The organism is Butyrivibrio sp. Su6 (genome assembly GCF_900108105.1).
Lineage (GTDB): Bacteria > Bacillota > Clostridia > Lachnospirales > Lachnospiraceae > Butyrivibrio.
On sequence record NZ_FNUR01000007.1, the window covers coordinates 67564 to 90386 of the forward strand.

Here is a 22823-nt window from a genome sequence, read left to right on the forward strand (position 1 = left end):
GCAAATGAATTTGTATGCAAGCATCCATTCGCTTGCCGGTCTTGTGCAACAAAAAAAGAACTCCCGGATTTGGGAGTTCTTTTTTTGGGGGAGGGGAAAATTATTTAAGTTTAAACTTGCCAACAATCTCTCCGAGAGTATCCGCAATCTCTTCCTGCTTGCTGGACATATCATTTACATTGGATACCACATCAGCTGCAGCCATTACAGAATCATTTACTCTGCTTGACAGATCAGCTGTGTCCTGAGTGGACTCTGCGATATTCTGAATAGCTTTGGATACTTCTTCCATTGCTGCTCTGATATTCTCAACCATTCCTGCGATCTTTTCTGATGAATCTCCAAATGCTCCTGCATCATCACCATACTGTTTTGCCATATTAACAAATTTATCATAGTCAGGAGCAACTGTTTCTTTGATAAATCCAAGGAGTTCTCCGGATGAACTTGAAAGTGTTCCGAATGCTTCCTGTACTCCGTCTATTGTCTCTCTGATCTGTTCTACCGCTTCTGAAGTGCTGCTTGCAAGCTTATTGATCTCAGAAGCAACAACTGCAAATCCTTTACCTGCATCTCCTGCTCTTGCAGCCTCTATGCTGGCATTAAGTGAAAGAAGATTGATCTGATCAGCAATTTCAGCAATTGTATCTGCAAGTGTTCCGATTTCATCAACAACTTTAGCTTTTTCATTGGCATCCGCAAGGTCAGCCTCGCGCTGCTCTGCAATACGTAAAGCATTATCATATGCAGCTTTGCTCTGCTGCTCGATCTCGCCTGCTTTCTTTTTGATATCAACAGCATCTTCGCTTGTCTTTTCTGTTTCAGATGCAAGCTGCTGAACCGATGCATTTACTTCTTCAACAGATGCATTTACCTGCTCTGTAGCAGCTCCTGACGACATCATTGCATCGTTAACACCTGACATATTGGTCTGGATATCATTAAACTGGCCGGAGAGCTCATTAGCCATATTTGCGAGGCCTGTTGATGTCTCGCTCACCTGTACTGATCCATCTGAAATTCTAGAAATAACTTCCTTGTTATTCTCAAACATATCGTTGAGGGAATCACTCATCTGACCGAGCTCATCACCTCTGTTAGATACGATTTTATCAACTGTAAAATCTCCACTTGCAAGAATGTTTGCAAACTGTTTAACGCTGTTGATACTCTTAGCAATACTCATAACAAAGATTGTTATAATAACAGCACTTACAATAAGAGCAATGATCATAATTACTGTAAGAACTCTTGTAGCATTTTTGGATGGTTCTTCAATTTCTTCAAGATCCATTCTGATGATCATCTTCCAGTTGACATTAGGAATATCCATATAGGTTAAGAGGATTGTTTTTCCACCAACTCTCATAACTCCCATATGTGGCTCTTCGCTGGAATTTGAAATGATCATCTGACCTCCTGCTGCTATATTTGCATCAGGATCCTCCTGCATCTTTACGCCATCCATTACCTTTTGGTTGTCGTCCGTATATATATAAGTACCATCAGAAGAAAGAAGTATAGCACTTCCTGTTGAGCCTACTTTGACACTTGATACAAACTCCGAAATGTCAGTAAGCTCCATATCAACAGTTACACATCCAACATATGTATTTCCATCATATATTGGAGCAGAACAACTGGACATGATCTTTCCACTTGTAGGATCATAATATGGATCTGTTATAACGGCCTGTCCCTGTGAAAGAGCTTTTGCATTCAAATAATATTCCTGATTAAAATAATCATACTCTGCATTACTATAATCCCAGGTTTCAACTATTGTACTTCCATCTCTGTACCAATATGGGCCGATATATTTTTCAGCCGGATCAAATGTATTTGGCTCAAACCACAATCCTGCACCAAGGATAGAATCATTATCATTAATAATCTTAGATAATGTTCCCTTATAGTTATCCATCTGAACAAACTGATAAGATGTAGAAACCATTTCTGCAACAGTTACAGCTGTAGTTCTTATGATCTCCAGTTTTCCATCAAGACTATTTGCATTTGCCTCAACATTATTGTTCATGGCTTCAGTATTCGCTGTCTGAAGATTGGTAGACAGTTCCTTGGTAGCCACATAAGTTAAGATGATCATGGCGATTGCCATAACAGGCAAAATACAAAGTAACATTTTAACTTTCAGGCTCATTTTTTTCATAGACACACCTCTTCTGAATCATACATTTTTTCGCGCCAATGTTTTCAACTGTATACTAAGCGCTAACTATATTTTACAATATATTGTTTTTATGTGTTCTTAAAAAAGTATAAATATCTATAAAAAATCACTTTATAGTATTCGCTTTTTATCTTTTTTTAATAAGTTTTTAATACGTTAAATAGTTTATATTCTAGCCTGCTATGATAGAATTAATATGGTTTTCAAAAACACAATGTAGTTAAGAAAGGAAAATAACATATGAGCCCAGAACAATTTCGCCGTGCTAACAGTACCTCTTTTTCTGTTTGTGTAGTTATATTATTAAGTGGACTTATACTTACAATAATCAATGCTTTCTCAACCGGTTTAACAGTTGGTAAAATTTCCATTTTTGCCAATGTCGTACTAGGTGGTGTAATGATCTGTATTGGCCAGTTTAAGTTCACCACACAAAAACTTGGCTGTATTCTTATAATGGGTGGAGCTACAATCTTCTATTTTGTATTGCTGATTGCCGAAGACAGCATTTCATATTTTGCATTTGGTCTGCCGATACTTTTCTGCAGCATTGTCTACTTAAATGTAAGGCTCTGTAAAGCAGGAATCTCGGCTATAACCATTTCATTCTTTATTACATGCATAAAGGCCTATGTTACAGAAGGTTCTCTGGATATGGTTCATGTTCCTGCCTTCATCACATTGGCTCTTGCTTTTGTAGCTTGTATTGCTACAGTAACTCTTTTAACAAAGTTCAACAATGAAAATAATGAAAAGATAACAAAGAATGCCGAAAAGACGCTCGAGACAGGAAATGCAATGGCAGAAATTGCCAATACTATTACTGACCTGTTCAATTCTTCTCAAGAAGACATGGCCTCTTTGCAGAATATAATTGAAACTCAGCATGAAGGCATGAAGGATATTGCTTCAAGCATGGAAAGCACAGCACAGGCTGTAACACAACAGGCTGAACGAGTTCAGGAAATTCAGGAAGAAACAAATACTACAGAGCAGCATAGAAAAGACATGACTGTAGCTTCAGAAAGTACTCAGGAAGCCGTAAAGGACGGCGTAAAAGTTATTGAAGATCTTAAGATCAAATCTGAAGATGTTTCAAAACAAAGCCAGGTTACAGTTGATGCTACTCAGGCAGTTATCAATAAGGTTGAAGAAGTACAAAAGATTGTTGGCTCTATTATGTCTATTTCCAAACAGACTAACCTTCTTGCACTTAATGCCAGCATAGAGGCTGCAAGGGCCGGTGAAGCAGGAAAAGGCTTTGCAGTAGTTGCTAACGACGTGCGAGAGCTTGCCGATGAAACAAATACAGCTTCTACAAAGATTACAAATATCATAAATGAGCTTAATGAAGATGTTCAGAAAGCTATGGCAAGTATTGATGATACAGTTGCATCCGTATCAGAACAGAATGCAATGATAGAGTCTGTTGGAGAGAACTTCAATAGTATCAATGAAAATGTTACAGAGATGCTTGACAGATTCGCCGAGATTGGCGAAGGAATGAAGCAGATTGCATCTTCTACTACTGAGATCAATGACAGTATCTCCAACCTGTCAGCTACAAGCCAGGAAGTTGCTTCTCTCTCCAACGAAGGAGTTCGCTCATCAGATATGGCTGTAGAAAAATTCGAAGGTTTCAAAAAGATATTGGGCGAAATATTCCAACAGGCTAATAAGCTCAAAGACATGCAAACAGACTAATGTAAATTCATTTATAGAAAAAGGCTACGCACTAAAATGCGTAGCCTTTTTATTTCATGCATTATTCTTTATTCTGATACTGAACTGGAAGAAGCATCTGCTTCCTCAGAAGAACCGGTGGCTGATGATGTTGCCTCAACAGTAGTCGCAGTCTCTGTAGCAGCCTGTGTAGTAGATTCTGACGCTTCATCGTAAGATGTAACACCTGTCACATAATAGCTGTCTGTCTCAGCATTTTTCTCAACTGTAAGTGTTATCGCATAGGTTTCGGGCGAAGCCTCTTTAATAAGTGCTTCATAAACATCAATGATCTTGATGATCATATCGTTATAAATATATGCCTCAACCTCTTCTTCTGTCTTTTCCTCATACATTGCCACTATCTGCTCTTCATTCTCAGCATAGTAGGACTGAGCCTGCTCTTCAATAAGCTCAAGAGCTTCCGAGTTGTCAATCACATCAATAGGAAAAGAAGTATCGATCATCGCTACAACTGTTCCCACGCCGCTTTTATCAACAGAAACTTCTGATATTTTGTAATCTGTAATCATATCGGAAAAGAGTGAACAGAATGATTCAACTCTTTCCATCGTAGCATCATCTATCTCGCTGCTTACAAAACCGTCCATAAAGTTCTGTTTAAGATATTCACTATCGAAGGTCTTAACAAATTCGCCTTCTGAGACCTCGGCACTGGCATATTTCTCAATATCCTCGTTTGTACCGCTTTTAACTATTGCAAGAAATTTATCAGCAGTATCCTGTATAGCAGTTTTATCAGCTGAAGAACAGCCTGTAAGAAGTGAAAATGATGTTGCTGTAAGTGCAACTGATGTAAGTAACTTTTTTATAGTATTCATTTCTATATATTAAGCGCCAAAATGGCTCTGTCATCTTCCTTTCAAGAATATATTACAAATTTTGTAACACAAGCTTTAGTATAGCACAAATAGGCAAAATAGCCAAAGACTATCGCAATTACATCATTTTAGTGATAAAATATAGACTATAATATCACTTACATAAAGGAGGTTTTCTTAATGAGAGTTCTTTTTGGTTCAGGAATTATAAAAGAAGTAAGCTCTGTGGAAGTAAAGCCATTGGATTTTGGTGATGGCAAGATAAGCGGAACAGAAATAGACTTCTTACTTACAACCGGTGATAACTTAAAGTACATATACAGTCAAAACGTGCCTATAGAGGAATCAGGTCAGAGAGCTATAGACTTTGTAAAAGCTCTTTACGAAGAAGGAAAAGCTGACTTTACGCATGAGCCTGTAGAAATGCTTTGATAATAATAAAAAAATATTAAAGGTCCTATGCTTTAATTGCACAGGACCTTTAAATTTGCTGTTCTTCCATGGTATTCTCCATTAAATTGGTGAAGATCATCTCTTTCCAAGACAACCCTGGTTTTTAAGTTCGATTAACAGATCAAACACAACCCCCAAAGGTAAACCGGTAATATGGGCAACTTTCTCGGGATCTGGATAATATTCGTTCTCACAATCCTTTCTAATGCAGTCCATAACTTCCATTCTGGCATCACATGTAGCTGTCATACACATTTTTCCTCCTTTCTAAAATAGTATAATAATTTGAAAGCAGATCCCATCTGCTTTTCTATTATTATATCGTAAAATAGGCACAAAAGTTAACACTTTTGTGCCTATTTAATGAAAAGTTTATTATTTTAGAGTCCAAGAAGGAACCATGCCAGTAATACGATAAGAAGAAGAATCCCTAAAGCTATCGGCATGATAACAATCCAAGCCGACACTATCATAGCAAAGAGATCTCCTTTTTCCAGGTTATCTCCTACTTCGTAAGGAATTCTGTCCTCTTTCGGATCATAATACTCATCCGCGTATATATCAGGCGTCTCTTCACTTTTTTTATTTTCTTCTCTTGCCTTAAATATTCTGTCAACTTTTCTATTCCATCCCATTCAAAGCAACCTTTCAAAATTTCACAAGCTTATGATGGCATGCTACAAAGTGATTTGGAGATATCTCTTCCCACTCAGGAACAACATGCTCACAAATTTCTGTGCAATACTTACATCTTGTGTGGAACTTACATCCCTTAGGAGGGTTAACAGGGCTAGGTATATCTCCTTCGAGAACTACCAGATCCTTTTTGCTGTCAGTTGTAGGTATTGACTCAAGAAGAGCCTTAGTATAAGGATGCGCAGGTGATGCAAATATGTCATCAGCTGTTGCAAGCTCAACAAGGTTTCCTAAATACATAACACCGATTCTGTCTGAAATATATTTTACAACAGAAAGATCATGTGTGATAAACAAATATGTAAGGTTCTTTTTCTCCTTAAGTTCCTGTAACAGGTTAAGGATCTGTGACTGAATTGAAACGTCAAGAGCTGATACAGCTTCATCACACACTACAAACTTAGGATTAACAGCAAGGCTTCGTGCAATACCGATACGCTGTCTCTGTCCACCAGAGAACTGGTGAGCAAATCTGTGTACGAAGTATCCTGCAAGTCCGCAGTCTTCCATGATCTTGATTACTTCATCCTGCATACGCTCATTGTTGCCCTTGCAGAACTTATGAGCCATAAGTCCCTCACCGATAAGTGATGCAACAGTCATTCTAGGATTAAGTGATGAATATGGATCCTGGAAAATGTACTGAAGCTGATTTCTGATAAGACGAACTTCGTTGTATGAAAGTCTTGCAAGATCAATACCCTCATCACGATTCTCTTCATGCTTTGCAAAATCAGGATTACTTCTATAGTTTGCGCGAAGAGCCTCTATTCTCTCATCAATTGCTGCTATTGCCGCTTTATCAGCATCAATAGTATTTTTAATAAGATCTGCCTTTGCCTTAAGAGAAGCAAGCTTATTCTTCTCTTTATCTGTTGCCTTATCAGCCTTTTTATTAACTACATACTCAAGCTCATCTGCATCAAGCTTGGCACTTTTATGCTTCTCAATATCCTTATTGAGTTTCTCACATGCTGTATATCTCTCTGTATATATCTTTTCAACAGGAGCAAGGTCATCAGCAACTATGAAGCCACCGATAAGATTAACGATGTTGAGATAAGAATCCTTAGCAGTCTTCTTTTTTGCTGTGAGATCTGTGTGAAGGTGAAGTTTCTTATCATCAGGTGCTGCATCATACTCTTTCTGAGCCTTTTCATACTCAGCCTGATGCTCCTCCATCTTCTTCTTAAGCTTAGTAAGGTTTGTAACAGTCTTTTTTACATACTTAGGAGCAAGTTCATCAAGAGAAGCTCCATAGTACATTGTCTTACCACCGGTCTGACGATACAACTGAAGAAGTGTACGGCCAAAAGTTGACTTTCCACAGCCTGACTCTCCAACAAGACCTAATGTCTCACCTTCGTAAATATCCAGTGTAATACCATCATTGGCTTTTACATACATTCCCTTTTTAGCTACAGGGAAATACTGTTTTAAGTTTGTAATCTTTAAGAGGACTTTATCATTTTGTGGCATGACGATCCTCCTTTCTAGCATAGAAACATCTTACCTGCTGGCCCTCACGAACCTTGATAAGTGGTGGTTCTTCATTTAAACACTTCTCTGTTGCATATTTACAACGAGGAGCGAACTTACATCCCTTTGGAAGCTTAAGTGGATGAGGCACTGCGCCTGGAATAGCGTCAAGCTTCTGGTTTGAAGGAGTATCAAGTCTGGGAATTGAAATCATAAGTCCTTCAGTATATGGATGTGAGAACTCTGATACATGGAAAATTGTCTCTGCGTCTGTAAGCTCAACAACCTGTCCGCAGTACATAACTGCAACTGTATCGGCAATCTGTCTTATTACACCAAGATCGTGTGTAATGAAGATAATTGAAGTATTATACTCACTCTTAAGATCATTCATAAGCTTAAGAATCTGGGCCTGAATTGTAACATCAAGGGCTGTTGTAGGTTCATCAGCAATAAGAAGTTTTGGTTTGCAGGCAAGAGCCATAGCAATCATGACTCTCTGTCTCATACCACCTGAAAGCTGATGTGGATACTGTTTTGCAACAATGTGAGGATTAGGAATCTTTACATCTGCAAGCATCTCAACGACCTTCTCGGCTGCTTCTTTTTTATTCATACCCTGATGGATAATGAAAGGCTCACTTACCTGTCTTTCGATAGTGAAGACAGGATTTAAGCTTGTCATTGGTTCCTGGAAAATAACAGAAATATCATTACCACGAACCTTATACATTTCTTTTTCTGAAAGCTTTGTGAGATCTCTGCCATCGAACATGATCTCACCGCTATCGATGTATCCGTTACCATCAAGGAGCTGCAGAATACTCATTGCTGATACGCTCTTTCCGGAACCGGACTCTCCTACTACGCCAATGGTCTTTCCTTCATCAACTGAGTAAGAAACGCCATTAACCGCTTTAACTATTCCCTTTTTAGTTCTAAAAAAGGTATGTAAATCTTTTAATTCTAATAAAGCCATCTCTTACACTCCCTTACTTATCACGATCTGATTTTGGATCCATTACATCTCTTAATGTGTCACCTACAATGTTGATACAGATACAGGTAACTGCAAGGAAAATAGATGTAAATACCCACTGCCACCAGTAATTCTTGATAATAGTTGAATTGTTTGAACCACTCAGCATGTTCCCCCATGTTGGTCTTGGATATGTAACACCAAATCCAAGATAACTAAGAGAAGATTCTGTAAGCATACATGTTGCAAAATCAAGTGTAAGTGTAACAAATATAATTGATACGATGTTTGGAAGGATGTGTCTGAAAGCAATTCTGCCTTCTTTAACACCCATAGCCTTAGCTGCTGTAACATACTCGTTCTCACGTGCTACAAGGACCTGTCCTCTTACCATTCTTGCAAGTCCTGTCCAGGTAAGAACACCCAGGATACACATAAGAATAAATATCTTTTCATTCTCAGAAATATCCATCTGTGCCATGATAGCTGAAAGAATAAGTGCAAATGGAAGGAATGGAATAGCTGCAAAGATCTCTGCTACACGCATGAGAATGATATCCACTGTTCCGCCAAAGTATCCTGAAAGGCATCCAACCACAATACCAATAATAGTTGAAATGATAACTGCAACCGCACCGATTGTCATAGTCATCTTTCCACCTGCAATGATACGCTGGAAGATGTCTGCTCCATTACCGTCTGTTCCAAAGAGGTATCCCTTAAGTCCCCATTTATCAATAAGCTTGCCGCTGTCATTAACTGCATAGCTCTGGAAAGCACCTGCAAATACCTTTGTGACCTTTCCATCAAGTCCATTTGGAACATCTGTCTGATGAAGTGTTGAGCCACCCCATGAAAGAACTCTTCCCTCTGATGTAAGAGCTGTGTAGTGATATGTTCCTGCTTCAAGCTGTACTACTGTCTCTCCGTCATGAAGAGCAGGCATAGCAACTGAATCATTTGGGAAGTTTCCTGTAAAGAACAGGCTTCCGTCACTAAGCATTCCGCAAAGGTGATTGTTTGTAGCATAGATTGAAACAATCTTTCTCTTTCCAAGGAACTTCTTGGAAGACTTAGCTGCTTCATTTATATTTGTACGATACTGATCGTAGAGACCACGCTTTCCTGTGTAGATAGATGTTCCTGCATCAGTAAGTCCAACTACATAGTTAAGTGTAAAATCAATATCTGTAAGGTCATCTTTATCAACAAAGCTGCTGATATTCTGGTATGCATTAGCATTACCCCAAATATAGAGCTTACCATCATTCATAAGAATTGCTGTACACTGATAACCACATACAAGCTTTTTGATATTAGCTACATCAATAGTCCCATTAACAAGCTCATCAGGCATAGGAATGATATTCTCACCTGCTGAAGCAGATGTTGCTGCTGCAACCTCTGTTTCTTCTGTGCCCTCTGATGTCTCTTCAACGCCATCTGTCTCAGTCTCTACATCCTCAGTAGTTGCTCCGGCTTCTTCAAGAATTGCCTGGTCTTCTTCACTTACTGATTCCTCAGCTTCTTCAAGCTGCTCAAGGACTTCTTTATCAGTTGTGATGTACTGACCGTGCTTATTAGAGCCCCATCCGTAAACCTTACCTGATTCACTGATAGCAATTATATGGTCAATACCTGCTGCAACATAAGCAATTGTATCTTCCTTAACTGCATCAGGGATTTCTCCAATATCAATACCTGTTGTTCCAAGCTGTGTAGCTCCCCAAACATATACATCTCCTGAATTGGAAAGACCTACTGAAAAACTACCATAGCTGTCGATCATCTTTATATCATTTTTAAGTCCTGAAGGAACTTTCATCATGCTCATTGTAGGAGCAACATTTTTCTGAGTAACTTCTGTATATGAGTCATAGTAGTTAGGCATAAAAAGTGGTCCAAAGAAAACCAAAAGGAACATTAAAATAACTACTATTAAAGCTCCAACTGCAAGTCTTCTCTCAAGGAAGTTTCTTACAATCTGTCCTACAGGGCTTACTACTTCTTCAACATCAATGGAGTTTGCAAGATCTCTGCTTCCTCCAAAAAATACTCTGCGTACCCAGCCGTTCAATCGGCCAAAAAAATTCTTTTTCTTCATAATCTCACTGCTCCTTAGGCGCTTACTCTGACTCTAGGGTCAACAAGTCCGTATACAATATCAATTATCAGGTTGCCTATAAGAGAAATAGCAACATAGAAAAGCTGCATTAAAATAACTACATCAAAGTCCTGTGTACGGAGTGAGACGATCATAAGCTTACCCATTCCGTTGATACCAAATGTATTCTCGAAAATAAGTGATCCACCGAAAATACCAAGGAACCATCCAACAACAAGAGTAACGATAGGGATAAGAGCATTTCTCCATGCATGTGAATAAATAACTGCCTTTTCTGTAACACCCTTAGCTCTCGCTGTTCTGATGCAGTCAAGTGAAAGAGCATCGATCATAGAAGCTCTGACATATCTTGTCATAGAACCAAGTGAGCAGAAAGTCATTGTTATAAGAGGAAGTGCCATGTAGTACATTCTGTCGACAAACCACTTCCATCCTGTATAGTTACTTCCCGGAGTTTTCATTCCACTAGGAGGGAATATTCCAAGAAGTGAACAGAATATCCATACGAAAAGAATTGCTGTTACGAAAGTTGGAAGAGAATAGCCTATGATGGTAATAACCTGCATAGCCTGATCACCTTTGCTTCCCTTATGTACAGCACAGACAATTCCCAAAGGAATTGTTATTCCAAGCGCAAGAATTGTTGCAAATATATTTATAAATATGGTGTTTTTCAAAGGTTCCTGAACGACATTGATAACATCATCCTTGAACTCATATGAGTAACCAAAATCTCCCTGTAAAAGTCCGGAATAAGTACCATAATAGTTAGGCATAATTCCTACCCATCTAAGGTATCTCACCGCCATATTATCGGTATCCGTTCCATATCTACGCTGGTATTCCAAATACAAATCATTAAACATCTTGTCCTTCTCTTCTTCGGAAGCGTTACGAAGACGAGTTTTCTGAGCTGTCATATCCGCTTTTGCGTCTGTATAAGCTCTGTTATTTGGCACCAGATTATATATAAGGAATAGTAAAACTGACATAACTACAAGAACAATAAACATGTAGCCTATTCTTTTAAGAATATATTTTCCCACAGCCAAAACCTCCTAAAAATATTCTATATATAAACCATCTGTAATCAATTTGCAGATAGGAGTATTCAAATTCAAATAACAAATAATCTATATTGCGAAAATCATCTTTAAACCGACAATAATCCACGGTTATGGGCTCATTCCCATAACCGTGGATTGTCAGTCAGTTACCTATATTACCATAATCCTACCGAAACTTCTAGTAGAAAATTAGTTCCAATAAATATCTGCTTCATCCTTAATGTAATATGCCTGATAATCGTCATATGTTGTAGGATTAATAGTCATATTAAGTGAATAATCATAAACCGCTGAGTTGAATCCAGTAGCAAAGTTAAAGCATGTGTACATAGGTGTACCACTGTAGTAACCATAAATCTGCTGCTGAGCAAGCTCATCAAGCATTGGTGCAAAGTCACCTGTTGTCTTCTGAACAGCAAATCCTGCAGCTGCGATATTATCGTTCTGCTCGAAACCTGTTACAAGGAGATCTGAGAACTCGTTATCAACAGTACCATACCAGTTAAGTACAAGTGGCATGTAGTAATCGCCATCGATTTCAACTGTCTTGTATGCACCGTCAACTGACTGATAGTTCTTGTCATTCTCTGTAGCATACTCGCCGGAAATCTTCTTATAACGAACACCCTCTGTGTACTCGCCACCTTCTGCATTATATACCCAACCATCGTTCTCAAGAACTTCGATAGCTGAATCTACAGAAGTATCATATGTGTTGAGGAGCATTCCCTGATCTACAGCAGCCTTGTACATCCAAGATCCTGTGTAGTAAGGTCCGTCAACAACTCCGCCGTAACCACCTGTGAAGTCCTTAGCAAATGTTGCTCTGTCCATGCAGTATGCAATAGCCTGACGAACTGCTGTGTACTGAACAGGGCCATAGTCACATCTGAATCCAAGTTTACCATAACCAGCTCTTGAATAGTGTGTATAAGCATAAGCTCCGTTTGAACCATCAGCAAGTGCTACAGCTTCATCAGTTGCAGAACCACCTGTGATACCTGAAAGGAGATCAATACCGCCTGCCTTAAAGTCTTCAAGCTGAGTCTCTGCGATTACCTTCTTGTAAACTACTTTGTCGATAGAAGGAACTGCTCCATCATAGTTACCTGCATAGTACTCATTTCTCTCAAGAACAGCTGACTTATCGCTTGCGTCATAGCTCTTTACAACATAAGCACCTGTGTAAGGATACTTTGTATCTGTGTTGTTAGCTGACTCAGTAATGTGCTTAGCCATTACATAGCTGTCACCGTCTTTTGCATAGAAGTCGCCTGTGATATAAACGCCTTCACCGTCATCAGCTATATCGCAATCACCAAACCAGAGATCCTTGTATGAAGGAGCGAAGTAATCTCTTGCAAGGTATGTGTTTGCATAGAAGTAAGGAAGATACTGAGCATCAATTGTTACTGAGAATGTGTAATCATCTATAAGACGAACACCGCTCATAACCTTTGTTGCGCCGTCTGTACCTTCGTTTGTTCCGTCATATGCATTGAATGCATCAAAGCCTACTTCATAAAGAAGTCTCTTGTGATCTTTACCTGCAGCTTCTGCAGCAACTGGTGTTGAGAATGCAAGTGGGAAGTACAGATAGTTCTTAGCTGTTACAGCAGATCCATCTGAGAATTTAAGGTTGTCCTTGATCTTAACTGTGTAAGTTCTTGAACCATCCTCATTATCTACTTCATCGTAGCTGTCAACAACAGTCTTATTTACTTCGTAGCCACCCTCTTTAGTCATAGCAACGATGTCAAGGCCATTTGTAAGTCTGTAGATATCATTATCTGATGCGCCAGGGTTACTAGCTCCGAATACAGAATATCTGAACTTACCAGAAAGATCTGTTGTGTCACCGAGGATAATTGAGTTATCTTCTTTTTCTGATGTCCAGTCGATAAGAGCAAGAGCTGGATTCCAATATGGGTTTGTAGGATGCTCTTCTACGCCCTTGATCTGTGTGTTGTAAACATCATAGTACTCGTTTGAGTAAAGAGGAATCTCAGGAAGCATATGATTCCAACGTGTGATGTAATACTTCCACCACTCTGCATATACTTCTTCTTCTGTAGCGAAGTCTGTTCCCTCTGTTGATGTGTTGTAAACCATAGCCATTGAAAGGAAATCAAGACCGAGCTCGTAGCTCTTTCCGTCTACATTGAGGTAAGCAAGACCAGTTGTCTCATCTTCAGTTACATCAGCGATTGAGATCTGCTTGCCATACTTGTCGTAAAGTGAAATGTAATCAGCATTCTCACCATACTCTTTTCCGTTCAGTTCCTGAACTGATGATGGAAGATCAGCAGTTGAAACAACTTCTTCTGATTCTTCTGTTTCTGTCTCTGCAGCTGCTTCTGTAGAAGCCTCTTCAGTTGCCTGAGGAGCTGCAGGTGTCTCTGTTGTTGTCTTACCGCAAGCTGATAATGAACCAGCTACCATTGTAAGAGCAAGGAGAGACGCAAGTGTCTTTTTTTTCATATTTCTACCTCCCGCATAATATATATGTAATCGCACAGTGTTTGTCACTGGCGCACATATGTCTTTTTGACACTTCACCATTTTAAATCGGCGAAACCAAAAATGCAACATAAGTTTTTTAAAAATAAACTTATCTCTTCCTATAATAAAGAGTTATCAGACTTTTTCTCTCATATTCCTTGCAAGCTCATCTATTGTTCCATCCTTAAATGGGCTCTTAAGGCCAACTTCAGCCAGCTCGTTCTCGTAAAAATCTCTGGTTGAAAGTTTGCAGAGCTGTAAGTAATGATTCCAGGCATCCTTATAGTCTTTGTCCATCCATACTTTGAACTGCATAGCCACTACGCTTGCAAGAACGTAATCTATGTAATAGAAAGGATTCCAGAAAATATGTCCCTGTTTCTGCCAGAAGCCACCTTCATCAAAGAACTCATCGCCATCAAAATCAAGCCATGGTCTGTATGTTTTCTCAAGGTCTTTCCAAACCTGTTTTCTCTCTGCTGGAGTCATTTCAGGCTTGTCATAAACGATATGCTGGAATTCATCAACCATACATCCGTAAGGAATAAATGTAATTGAATCCTGAAGATGCATCTTAAGATAATCATCTGATCTATCGCCAAAGAACTTATCCATCCAGCCGTATGTGAAGTACTCCATTGACATGGAATGAATCTCAGCTGTCTCCATAGTAAGGTCGTTGTTTTCAGGAGTCTCATCATTTCTGGTAACAAATCCTTGGAATGCGTGGCCGCACTCATGAGTTATAACATCTACATCTCCGCTTGTACCATTGAAATTAGCAAAGATAAATGGAGCCTTATATTTAGGAAGATAGTCCATATATCCGCCGGCTTTTTTAGTCTTTCTTCCAAGGACATCAAAGAGCTCATTCTCCATCATGAAATCAAAGAACTCTTTTGTCTCAGGAGAAAGCTCTGAATACATTTCCTGTCCTGCCTTCATGATTTCTTCAGGTGTTCCGATAGGTGCTGGATTACCATTTTTGAAGAACACATCGTTGTCATAATACTTAAGCTCATCTACACCAATCTGAGCTTTTCTCTTTTCCTGAATCTCACATACAAAAGGAACAAATGATTCCTTTATCTGTTTTCTGAAATTCTCAACTTCAGCTCTTCTGTATGCATTTCTCTGCATACGATTGTAGCCAAGTTCTACGTAATTATCATATCCAAGCTTTTTAGCCTGCTCAGTTCTGTTCTTTACAAGCTTGTCATAAATATCATCGATCTCATCAGTAACTGAAAGAAAGTACTCTGAAAGAGCTTTCCATGCACGCTTTCTTGTGTCTCTATCCTCGTCTGTAAGTTTTTTGCGAAGAAGTGATATATTGTACTCTTCTCCATCAAAAGGAATCTTTGCAGAAGCAATCACTTTGTCATACTTACTGATAAGTGCATTCTCTTCCTGCATAAGAGGAAGTATCTCTTCACTGATTGAATTGTTTGCAAGTTCAATGTTCTTGAAAAAGATTTTATTTATCTTCTCTTCAAGGTACTCACGAAATGGTGATTCAAATAAAACTTTCTTATACTGATTATCCAGATTGGAAATAAGAGGCATTATTTCATCGACATAATCATTTTCTTTTGAATAAAACTCATCAGTTGTATCAATGTTATGTCTAAATACAGCGAGTCTGATCTCTGTATTAACATCTGCAACAAAATCAGTGTACTTTTTGTGGAGTGCGTACTGTTCTTCACCGCTTTTAGCATTCTTACTGTCGTCTATTAGTTTCTCATAAAAAGCCTTTATGGCATCCATATCAGGACGCTCATAAGGCATCTGTGATAATTTCATCATTTATGTAAACCCACTTTCTACTTTAAATATTAAATTTTTATAAATTACATTTTTTCATTATACTTTATACATATCAATTTAGCAATAGAAAGCGTTGAATTGTTAAAATACATCAAGTTAATTCACTAAACTGTAGGAGTGAAATTAATCTCCTGCCGAAATCACGTGTTTTTATATGCAAAATATTATGTCAACATATTAACGTGGTAAATTGTTAAAGGTATTTATCATAATAATCCGCGGAAATATGATCTCCTTTTGTATATGTGTAAGTAATTGGCTCTGTAGGAAAATGGGACGGCTCTAGTGATTAGTTACCAATTTAAAGCCTATTGAGTCGTCTCTCATATTCTCTTAGAAAAGATTTAGATTGCGTCTCCGTCCGCCACCATTGACTGGACCTGAGGAAAACGCCTTGTTCTGCGTGCCGACGGTGAGGATGATGGGAACAGTAGATTTTCACGCACCGTCGGATTCAGCATTGTAGCGTTTCCCTCCGAACCCGTCAATGGCAAGCACCTTCGGTGTGGCTGGGGGTTATTGCCTCGGGCTCTGACTCCGAGAACAGTAGGGGATGAAGGCGCCTCGGACTCTGAATTCAGTGGCAGCAGAAGCGGCTAGTTTCTAGGGAACATGGGCTCGCAGCTTTCGCATGCCGCATGTGAAAGCAGTGCTAAAGGGAGTTTGTATGTGTCCACTCTATAGGTAGTAGTTTAGGAGCCCGAAAGCGTTGCCTTTGGGCATATAGCTTGTTTTTAATAGCTCAGCCACCTGCAATCAAACAGGTTTTGGGCTCATAGCCTGATTTCAAGCTTGCAGCCACCCCTCATCATGGATTTCATCGCAGTCGATTGGGCATATACGGTAATATTCCAGCCGCAGCCACCCTTTTAACGGGTGGCCAGAGGTTTGAAATCAGCCTATATGCCCATTTGAGGGTGGCTGGCCTCGCAAAAAGCTGCTATATGCCCAAAATAGTAAGAATCAGAGGTGGCTGGAAGCTTTACAAAGCGCTATATGCCCAAACCATTATTCATCACGATCATATGGACTGAATGGAACATAGAAAATTCGGATTGTCAAAGTGAATTGGGTATATAGTCATATTTTTAAGTTAACACATCCATAGACAAAACTTTCAGGAAGTGAAACTGGGCATATACGAGAAAAAATGGATTGCCACATCCATTGGATGAGTGAACTTTAGACATATGATCTCTATATAATGGTGTGGTAACCTCAAATAAGGCCGCATATGCCCAAAATCACAAGTCAAAAACCTTGTCGCATGGTGTCGTAAGCTCAAAAATCAGGCTATATTTCCAAAACAGAATCTTCGCTCTCTTTACATTGAAAAAACGCAGACATATAGTCAAACATATTCTTGAAAGTAGCCCCCTACTGTTCTCGGAGTCAGAACCCGAGGCATTAAAACCCAGCCACACCGAAGGTGCCTGCCATTGACGGGTTCTGAGGTAAACGCTACAATGCTGAATCCGACGGTGCGTGAAAATCTACTGTTCCCATCATCCTCACCGTCGGCGAGGTATAGACGGCGTTTTCCTCAGGTTCAGTCAATGGTGGCGTACGGAGCCAATTACTTACGCATATACAAAGGGAGAGTACACTGGTATAAGCAAAATTGCTTTTCCGGAATACTCTCCCTTATCTACAGCGTGATTTTTATTTTATCTGCTTCAAAGCTTATCTTGTATCAATTCTTCACGATCATCTTACCACCACGCTTTGATACAACATCAAAGATAACCGCAGCCAAAAGAACTACACCTTTTACAACCTTCTGCATGTTGGCATCAACACCCATAAGTGACATACCAAGGTTGATAACACCCATAAGAACCGCACCTACAATAACCCCTGGAACTGTTCCGATTCCGCCGTAGGCAGATGCTCCACCGATGAAGCAGGATCCGATCGCATCCATCTCATAGTTCTGGCCATAGGTTGGCTGAGCTGATGTAAGTCTTGCAATTGTTACCATTCCTGCAAGTGCTGCCAAAAATCCCATGTTTGTATATGCAAGGAAATATACTCTATTAGTATCAATACCTGAAAGCTTTGTAGCCTTCTCATTTCCACCTACTGCATAGAAGTAACGACCAACTGTAGTGTTGCTTGTAATGTAACCATATATAATTACCACAACCAAAACCCAGATGAGAACTGTAGGAATTCCCTTGTGCTGAGAAAGCTTGTAAGCAAAGAGGATGATCACTGCTGCCAAGGCTGCAAGCTTTATTCCAAAGGTCCATACAGGCTCAAGGTCATAACCATTCTGTTTTTTCTTTACTCTGCTGAGAACCTGTAAAAGAACCAGCACTGATGCTGCAAGGATTCCTCCAAAGAGACATGTGAGGTTAAGGCTCCCATTTCCAAAGAAATCAGGAATATAGCAATCTGCACCACCTCCGAAGAGGTTTACAAAGGTTGTCTGATCTTTAATAGATACTGTAAGACCATTTAGTGCTACGTTTGATAAGCCTCTAAATGCAAGCATTCCTGCCAATGTAACAATGAAAGGAGGAATTCTTACAAAGGCGATCCAAAAGCCCTGGAATGCACCAATTGCTGTTCCGATGAGGATCATTATCAGAATTGTAAGCCACACAGGAGCTCCTACATTTACCATCAAAAGAGCTCCGATAGCACCTACAAAGCATACCACCGATCCAACTGAAAGATCGATGTTACCACCTGTCAGAATACAAAGCAACATACCTGTTGCAAGAATGAACACATATGCATTCTGTGAGATCAGGTTACTTACATTCATAGGAAGAAGTATTGCTCCACCTGTTCTCCATGAAAAAAACGCTACTACTATAATTAAGACTATTACCATGGTGTTTTTCTTCAAAAACCCCAAAACCTGTTCCTTATTCATCACTATCCTCCTATTAACCAGCAGTCTGTAAAATTCTTGACATTATCTTTTCCTGAGTTGCATCCTTGGCATCGAGTTCCCCAACAATCCTACCCTCATTCATAACATAAATCCTGTCTGACATTCCGAGTACCTCAGGAAGTTCGGAAGAAATAAGAATTACAGATTTCCCTTCCGCTACCAACTGGTTTATTATGCAGTAAATTTCGTATTTCGCACCTACATCAATACCTCTTGTAGGTTCATCAAGTATGAGAATATCAGGGTTAGCAAACATCCATTTTGCCAAAAGAACTTTCTGCTGATTTCCTCCGCTTAAGTTGCCAACATGCTGTTCCACAGAAGGTGTCTTTGTCTTTAGCTTGTCCTTATACTCTACCGCAACTGCATATTCTTTATGCTTGTCAATTACTGTTCTGTGGCTTACTGCCTCAAGATTTGCAACTGTTGTATTTGTCTTGATCGGATTTGAAAGAATAAGGCCATTTCCCTTTCTGTCCTCAGTAACATATGCAAGTCCATGTTTGATTGCACTCTTAACAGTATTCAGCTGTACTTCTTTTCCGTTTAATAAAATCTGCCCGGTGATGTTCTCTCCGTAGCTTTTTCCAAAAATACTCATAGCAAGCTCTGTTCTTCCTGCTCCCATAAGTCCGGAGATTCCTAAAACTTCACCTTTTCTGACATAGATATTTACGTCATCAACAACTTTTCTATCTTTATGTAAAGGATGGTAAACATTCCAGTTCTTTACTTCCATGCTCACATCGCCGATATTCGGCACTCTCTTTGGGAATCTGTCTGATATCTCACGACCTACCATTCCCTTGATTATCCTGCTCTCAGAGAAGTCATCAACGCCCTTTGTAAGGGTCTCAATAGTCGCTCCGTCTCTTATGACAGTGATCTTGTCTGCCACATAAGAAACCTCATTTAATTTGTGAGAAATAATAATGGAAGTAAGACCACGTTCTTCTTTTAGCCTGAGCAAAAGATCAAGCAGCGCTCTTGAATCAGTCTCATTAAGTGATGATGTAGGCTCATCCAAAATAAGAAGCCTTGCCCTTTTTGAAAGAGCCTTGACAATCTCTACAAGCTGCTGTTTACCAACACCAATATCCTTGATCAATGTCTGTGTACTCTCTCTAAGTCCAACAATATCCAGATATCTTCTTGCCTGCTTGTTTGTCTCGTTCCAGTCAATCTTTATTTTCTTTCCTCTCTCATTTCCGAGGAACATATTCTCAGCAATAGTCATATAGGGAATAAGCGCAAGTTCCTGATGAATAATAACTATTCCCTTCTCTTCACTATCCTTTATGGCTCCAAACTTGCAAGTTTCACCATCATATACAATATCGCCCTCATAAGAACCATATGGATAAACACCACTAAGCACATTCATCAGTGTGGATTTTCCTGCCCCGTTTTCTCCAACAAGCGCATGGATCTCACCATTCACAACTTTTAAGTTAACGTTGTCTAATGCTTTCACACCAGGAAAGGTCTTGGTGATATTTTTCATTTCCAATAATATCTTTTCCAATGTTGCCCCTCCTCCTTTTCTATCTGTATCGGCCTATTCTCAAATATAAGGCGGGCCAGTAAGACCCGCCTGTATAAAGCTTAATTACTGAAGATCGCTCTCTTTGTAGTAACCTGAATCAATAAGAAGTTCTTTGTAGTTGTTAACGTCAGCAAATACAGGTTCGCAAAGGTATGAAGGAATAACGCCTGTTCCGTTGTTATATGTTGATGTGTCGTTAACAGGAGCATCTGTGCCCTTCATGATAGCGTCAACCATCTCTACTGTCTTAGCTGCAAGTGTACGTGTATCCTTGAAGATTGACATTGACTGCTTACCAGCGATCATGTTCTTTACGTTAGCAACGTCACAGTCCTGACCTGTGATGATTGGCCAATCACCTGTGTAGTTAGCTTCAAGAGAGTTTGTAACACCAAGAGCTGTTGAGTCGTTTGAGCAAAGAACTGCATCAAGTTTTGTTCCATTTGCATAGTTAGCAGAAATGATAGCATCCATTCTTGACTGTGCATTCTCTGTTGACCAGTTAGCTGTTGCAACGTTATCGAAGTCTTTCTGGCCTGACTGAACTACAAGCTTACCTTCGTCGATGTACTTGTTAAGTACGTCCATAGCGCCGCCGTAGAAAAATCTTGCGTTGTTGTCACCAGGATCACCTGTGAAGATCTCGATGTTGAATGGGCCTGCTGCGTTGTCAAGATCAAGCTGATCTCTGATGTATTCGCCCTGCTTTGTTCCAACCATGTAGTTATCAAATGTTGCATAGTATGAAACAGCGTCTGAATTCATGATAAGACGATCATAAGCGATAACTGAGATTCCTGCTTCCTTTGCCTGAGCAAGAACTGTTCCAAGTGAATCACCATCGATAGAAGCAATAACAAGAACCTGTGCTCCCTGGCTGATCATGTTCTCAATCTGAGAAACCTGAGTAGCAATATCATTTGATGCATACTGAAGGTCAACTTCATAGCCTGCTGCCTTAAGCTGCTCTTCCATGTTGGCACCGTCCTGGTTCCATCTCTGAAGATCCTTAGTAGGCATTGCAACGCCGACTTTTCCGCCGCCTGCGCTCTCTGTCTGTGCAGGTGTCTCTGTCTTTGTCTCTGTCTTGGTCTCAGTCTGAGCTGCGCTGTTGTCAGTCTGTGTCTGAGCAGGTGCTGCACTTCCGCATCCAACCATGAGCGATGCTGCCATAGCCATTGAAAGAACTGCACTTAATAGTTTTCTCTTCATTTCTTTTCCTCCCACAATAGTTTGTTAGTAGTTTTTTGCAGATTGTTTTCTGCTCCTTACGAGTGTCATTCTAGCATCGGGAGAATAGGAGTAACTTACGACTTATAGCATATTTTTATTATTAAATTTTTATAAAAAAAGCTGTGCTAGCATTTTATTGCAAGCGCAGCTTTAAGGTTTTCAAAATAATGCTACTCTCATTATTTTGGCATTTTGCCCGGAACATTTAAGTACACATCTTCCTTTAAATGAAAGCCACTCTTTATTATAACTTCATCGATATTATCTGCTGTAACACTGACCGGTTCGATCTTAAGATATGGAATTTCTTTCCCATCATTATCATATACAGAGAGTTCTTCCTCCAAAAGCTCCTCCCCTTTAGCCAGTTTAACAGCTGACTGTGCTGCCTTCTGAGCCAGCTTCTCGATTGGCTTATACACAGTCATTAGCTGAGTCCCCTCAACTATCCTCTGGCAGGCTTCAAGATCAGCATCCTGTCCCACAACCAGCTTTTTACCTGCAAGCCTTTTTTCAGACAGAGCATGGACCACTTTGCTGGCAAGGTCATCATTGCCGCACATAATAGCATCAGCCTGCTCAACCAGATCCATATGCTCATAGATGTACTCCCCTGCAAGCTCCGCTCTCCAGCCATCAGCATGAAAAACATCAAGGACAAGTATCTTATTCTCCTCCATCACTTTTCCAAAGCCGCTCTCAACCATCGGTACATTGTAGTCGGTTGGAGATCCGCAAAGCATAAGCACCTTACCGCTACTCAGGCCCTTCTTCATAAGGGCATTTCCCATCATTTCTCCGACCTTCTCATTGTCAAAAGAAATATATAAATCTGTATCTGTCCCTGCAATAGGCCTGTCATAGGCTATCACCTTGATTCCAGCTTCCCTGGCCTTTTCAACACTCTCCAGTATCTCCTCGGAATCAATTGTTATGATGACTATCACATCCATGCCTTTTTTAATAAAATAATCAATCTGCTGCTTTTGCTGGGCAGGATCCCCATTGGCATTCTGGACATTAACCTCTGCCCCCAGCTCTTTTGCAGTGGAGACGAATACATCCCTGTCCCTCTGCCAACGCTCTATAACAAAGGAATCAAAGCACATACCGATCTGGATCTTGTCGCTTTCCTTCTCCGCACTGTTATCTGCTTTCGCCGATTCTTTTTCACAGCCACTAAAAGACATAACAGTTAAAAAAGCCAGTAAAAAAACACAAATAACCCTTCTTATTCTTTTCCCCATTTTAAA

General features: G+C 39.8%; 16 protein-coding genes. 2 read left to right on the top strand and 14 right to left on the bottom strand.

Annotated features, from left to right (window positions below; all coding sequences use genetic code 11):
• Positions 1-100: 100 nt before the first annotated feature.
• Positions 101-2170 (bottom strand): methyl-accepting chemotaxis protein, encoded by a 2070-nt coding sequence (locus C4S54_RS09150; RefSeq protein WP_103869263.1) that lies wholly within the window; start codon positions 2168-2170, stop codon positions 101-103.
• A 261-nt stretch (positions 2171-2431) separates the two neighbouring features.
• Between C4S54_RS09150 and C4S54_RS09155 the strand changes: the two genes are divergently transcribed.
• Positions 2432-3895, top strand: a complete 1464-nt coding sequence (locus tag C4S54_RS09155) for a methyl-accepting chemotaxis protein (RefSeq protein WP_103869264.1) — start codon at positions 2432-2434, stop codon at positions 3893-3895.
• Positions 3896-3963: 68 nt separating this feature from the next.
• Here C4S54_RS09155 and C4S54_RS09160 read toward each other — a convergent pair whose 3' ends face one another.
• Positions 3964-4755 (bottom strand): hypothetical protein, encoded by a 792-nt coding sequence (locus C4S54_RS09160; RefSeq protein ID WP_103869265.1) that lies wholly within the window; start codon positions 4753-4755, stop codon positions 3964-3966.
• A 180-nt stretch (positions 4756-4935) separates the two neighbouring features.
• Here C4S54_RS09160 and C4S54_RS09165 point away from each other — a divergent pair, with 180 nt between their 5' ends.
• Complete coding sequence (locus tag C4S54_RS09165) at positions 4936-5187, top strand: hypothetical protein (RefSeq protein ID WP_022774202.1); 252 nt, start codon at positions 4936-4938, stop codon at positions 5185-5187.
• Positions 5188-5283: 96 nt separating this feature from the next.
• Here C4S54_RS09165 and C4S54_RS16010 read toward each other — a convergent pair whose 3' ends face one another.
• From C4S54_RS16010 to C4S54_RS09220, 12 genes are all read right to left on the bottom strand, one after another.
• Complete coding sequence (locus C4S54_RS16010) at positions 5284-5457, bottom strand: hypothetical protein (RefSeq protein ID WP_022774203.1); 174 nt, start codon at positions 5455-5457, stop codon at positions 5284-5286.
• A 131-nt stretch (positions 5458-5588) separates the two neighbouring features.
• Positions 5589-5843: a hypothetical protein gene (locus tag C4S54_RS09170; RefSeq protein WP_103869266.1), complete on the bottom strand. Its 255-nt coding sequence runs from the start codon at positions 5841-5843 to the stop codon at positions 5589-5591.
• A gap of 13 nt (positions 5844-5856) precedes the next feature.
• The gene (locus C4S54_RS16310; RefSeq protein WP_103869267.1) at positions 5857-7383 is read right to left on the bottom strand and encodes an oligopeptide/dipeptide ABC transporter ATP-binding protein; all 1527 of its coding nucleotides are present in this window, start codon (positions 7381-7383) and stop codon (positions 5857-5859) included.
• Positions 7370-8362: an ABC transporter ATP-binding protein gene (locus C4S54_RS09180; RefSeq protein ID WP_022774207.1), complete on the bottom strand. Its 993-nt coding sequence runs from the start codon at positions 8360-8362 to the stop codon at positions 7370-7372. The genes C4S54_RS16310 and C4S54_RS09180 overlap by 14 nt, the downstream gene beginning before the upstream one ends.
• A 13-nt stretch (positions 8363-8375) precedes the next feature.
• A complete protein-coding gene (locus tag C4S54_RS09185; RefSeq protein WP_103869268.1) occupies positions 8376-10466 on the bottom strand; it encodes an ABC transporter permease subunit in 2091 nt (696 codons plus the stop codon).
• A gap of 14 nt (positions 10467-10480) precedes the next feature.
• The gene (locus tag C4S54_RS09190; RefSeq protein ID WP_022774210.1) at positions 10481-11533 is read right to left on the bottom strand and encodes an ABC transporter permease; all 1053 of its coding nucleotides are present in this window, start codon (positions 11531-11533) and stop codon (positions 10481-10483) included.
• 210 nt (positions 11534-11743) lie between these two features.
• Positions 11744-14035 (bottom strand): ABC transporter substrate-binding protein, encoded by a 2292-nt coding sequence (locus tag C4S54_RS09195; protein ID WP_160110739.1) that lies wholly within the window; start codon positions 14033-14035, stop codon positions 11744-11746.
• A gap of 156 nt (positions 14036-14191) precedes the next feature.
• Positions 14192-15862, bottom strand: a complete 1671-nt coding sequence (locus C4S54_RS09200; RefSeq protein WP_103869339.1) for a M3 family oligoendopeptidase — start codon at positions 15860-15862, stop codon at positions 14192-14194.
• A gap of 1717 nt (positions 15863-17579) precedes the next feature.
• Complete coding sequence (gene mmsB, locus C4S54_RS09205; RefSeq protein ID WP_103869270.1) at positions 17580-18773, bottom strand: multiple monosaccharide ABC transporter permease; 1194 nt, start codon at positions 18771-18773, stop codon at positions 17580-17582.
• 10 nt (positions 18774-18783) lie between these two features.
• Positions 18784-20316: a multiple monosaccharide ABC transporter ATP-binding protein gene (gene mmsA / locus C4S54_RS09210; protein WP_103869271.1), complete on the bottom strand. Its 1533-nt coding sequence runs from the start codon at positions 20314-20316 to the stop codon at positions 18784-18786.
• Between the two features lie 84 nt (positions 20317-20400).
• Positions 20401-21549, bottom strand: a complete 1149-nt coding sequence (chvE, locus tag C4S54_RS09215; protein ID WP_103869272.1) for a multiple monosaccharide ABC transporter substrate-binding protein — start codon at positions 21547-21549, stop codon at positions 20401-20403.
• A gap of 200 nt (positions 21550-21749) precedes the next feature.
• The gene (locus C4S54_RS09220; protein WP_103869273.1) at positions 21750-22817 is read right to left on the bottom strand and encodes a sugar ABC transporter substrate-binding protein; all 1068 of its coding nucleotides are present in this window, start codon (positions 22815-22817) and stop codon (positions 21750-21752) included.
• Positions 22818-22823: the final 6 nt, after the last annotated feature.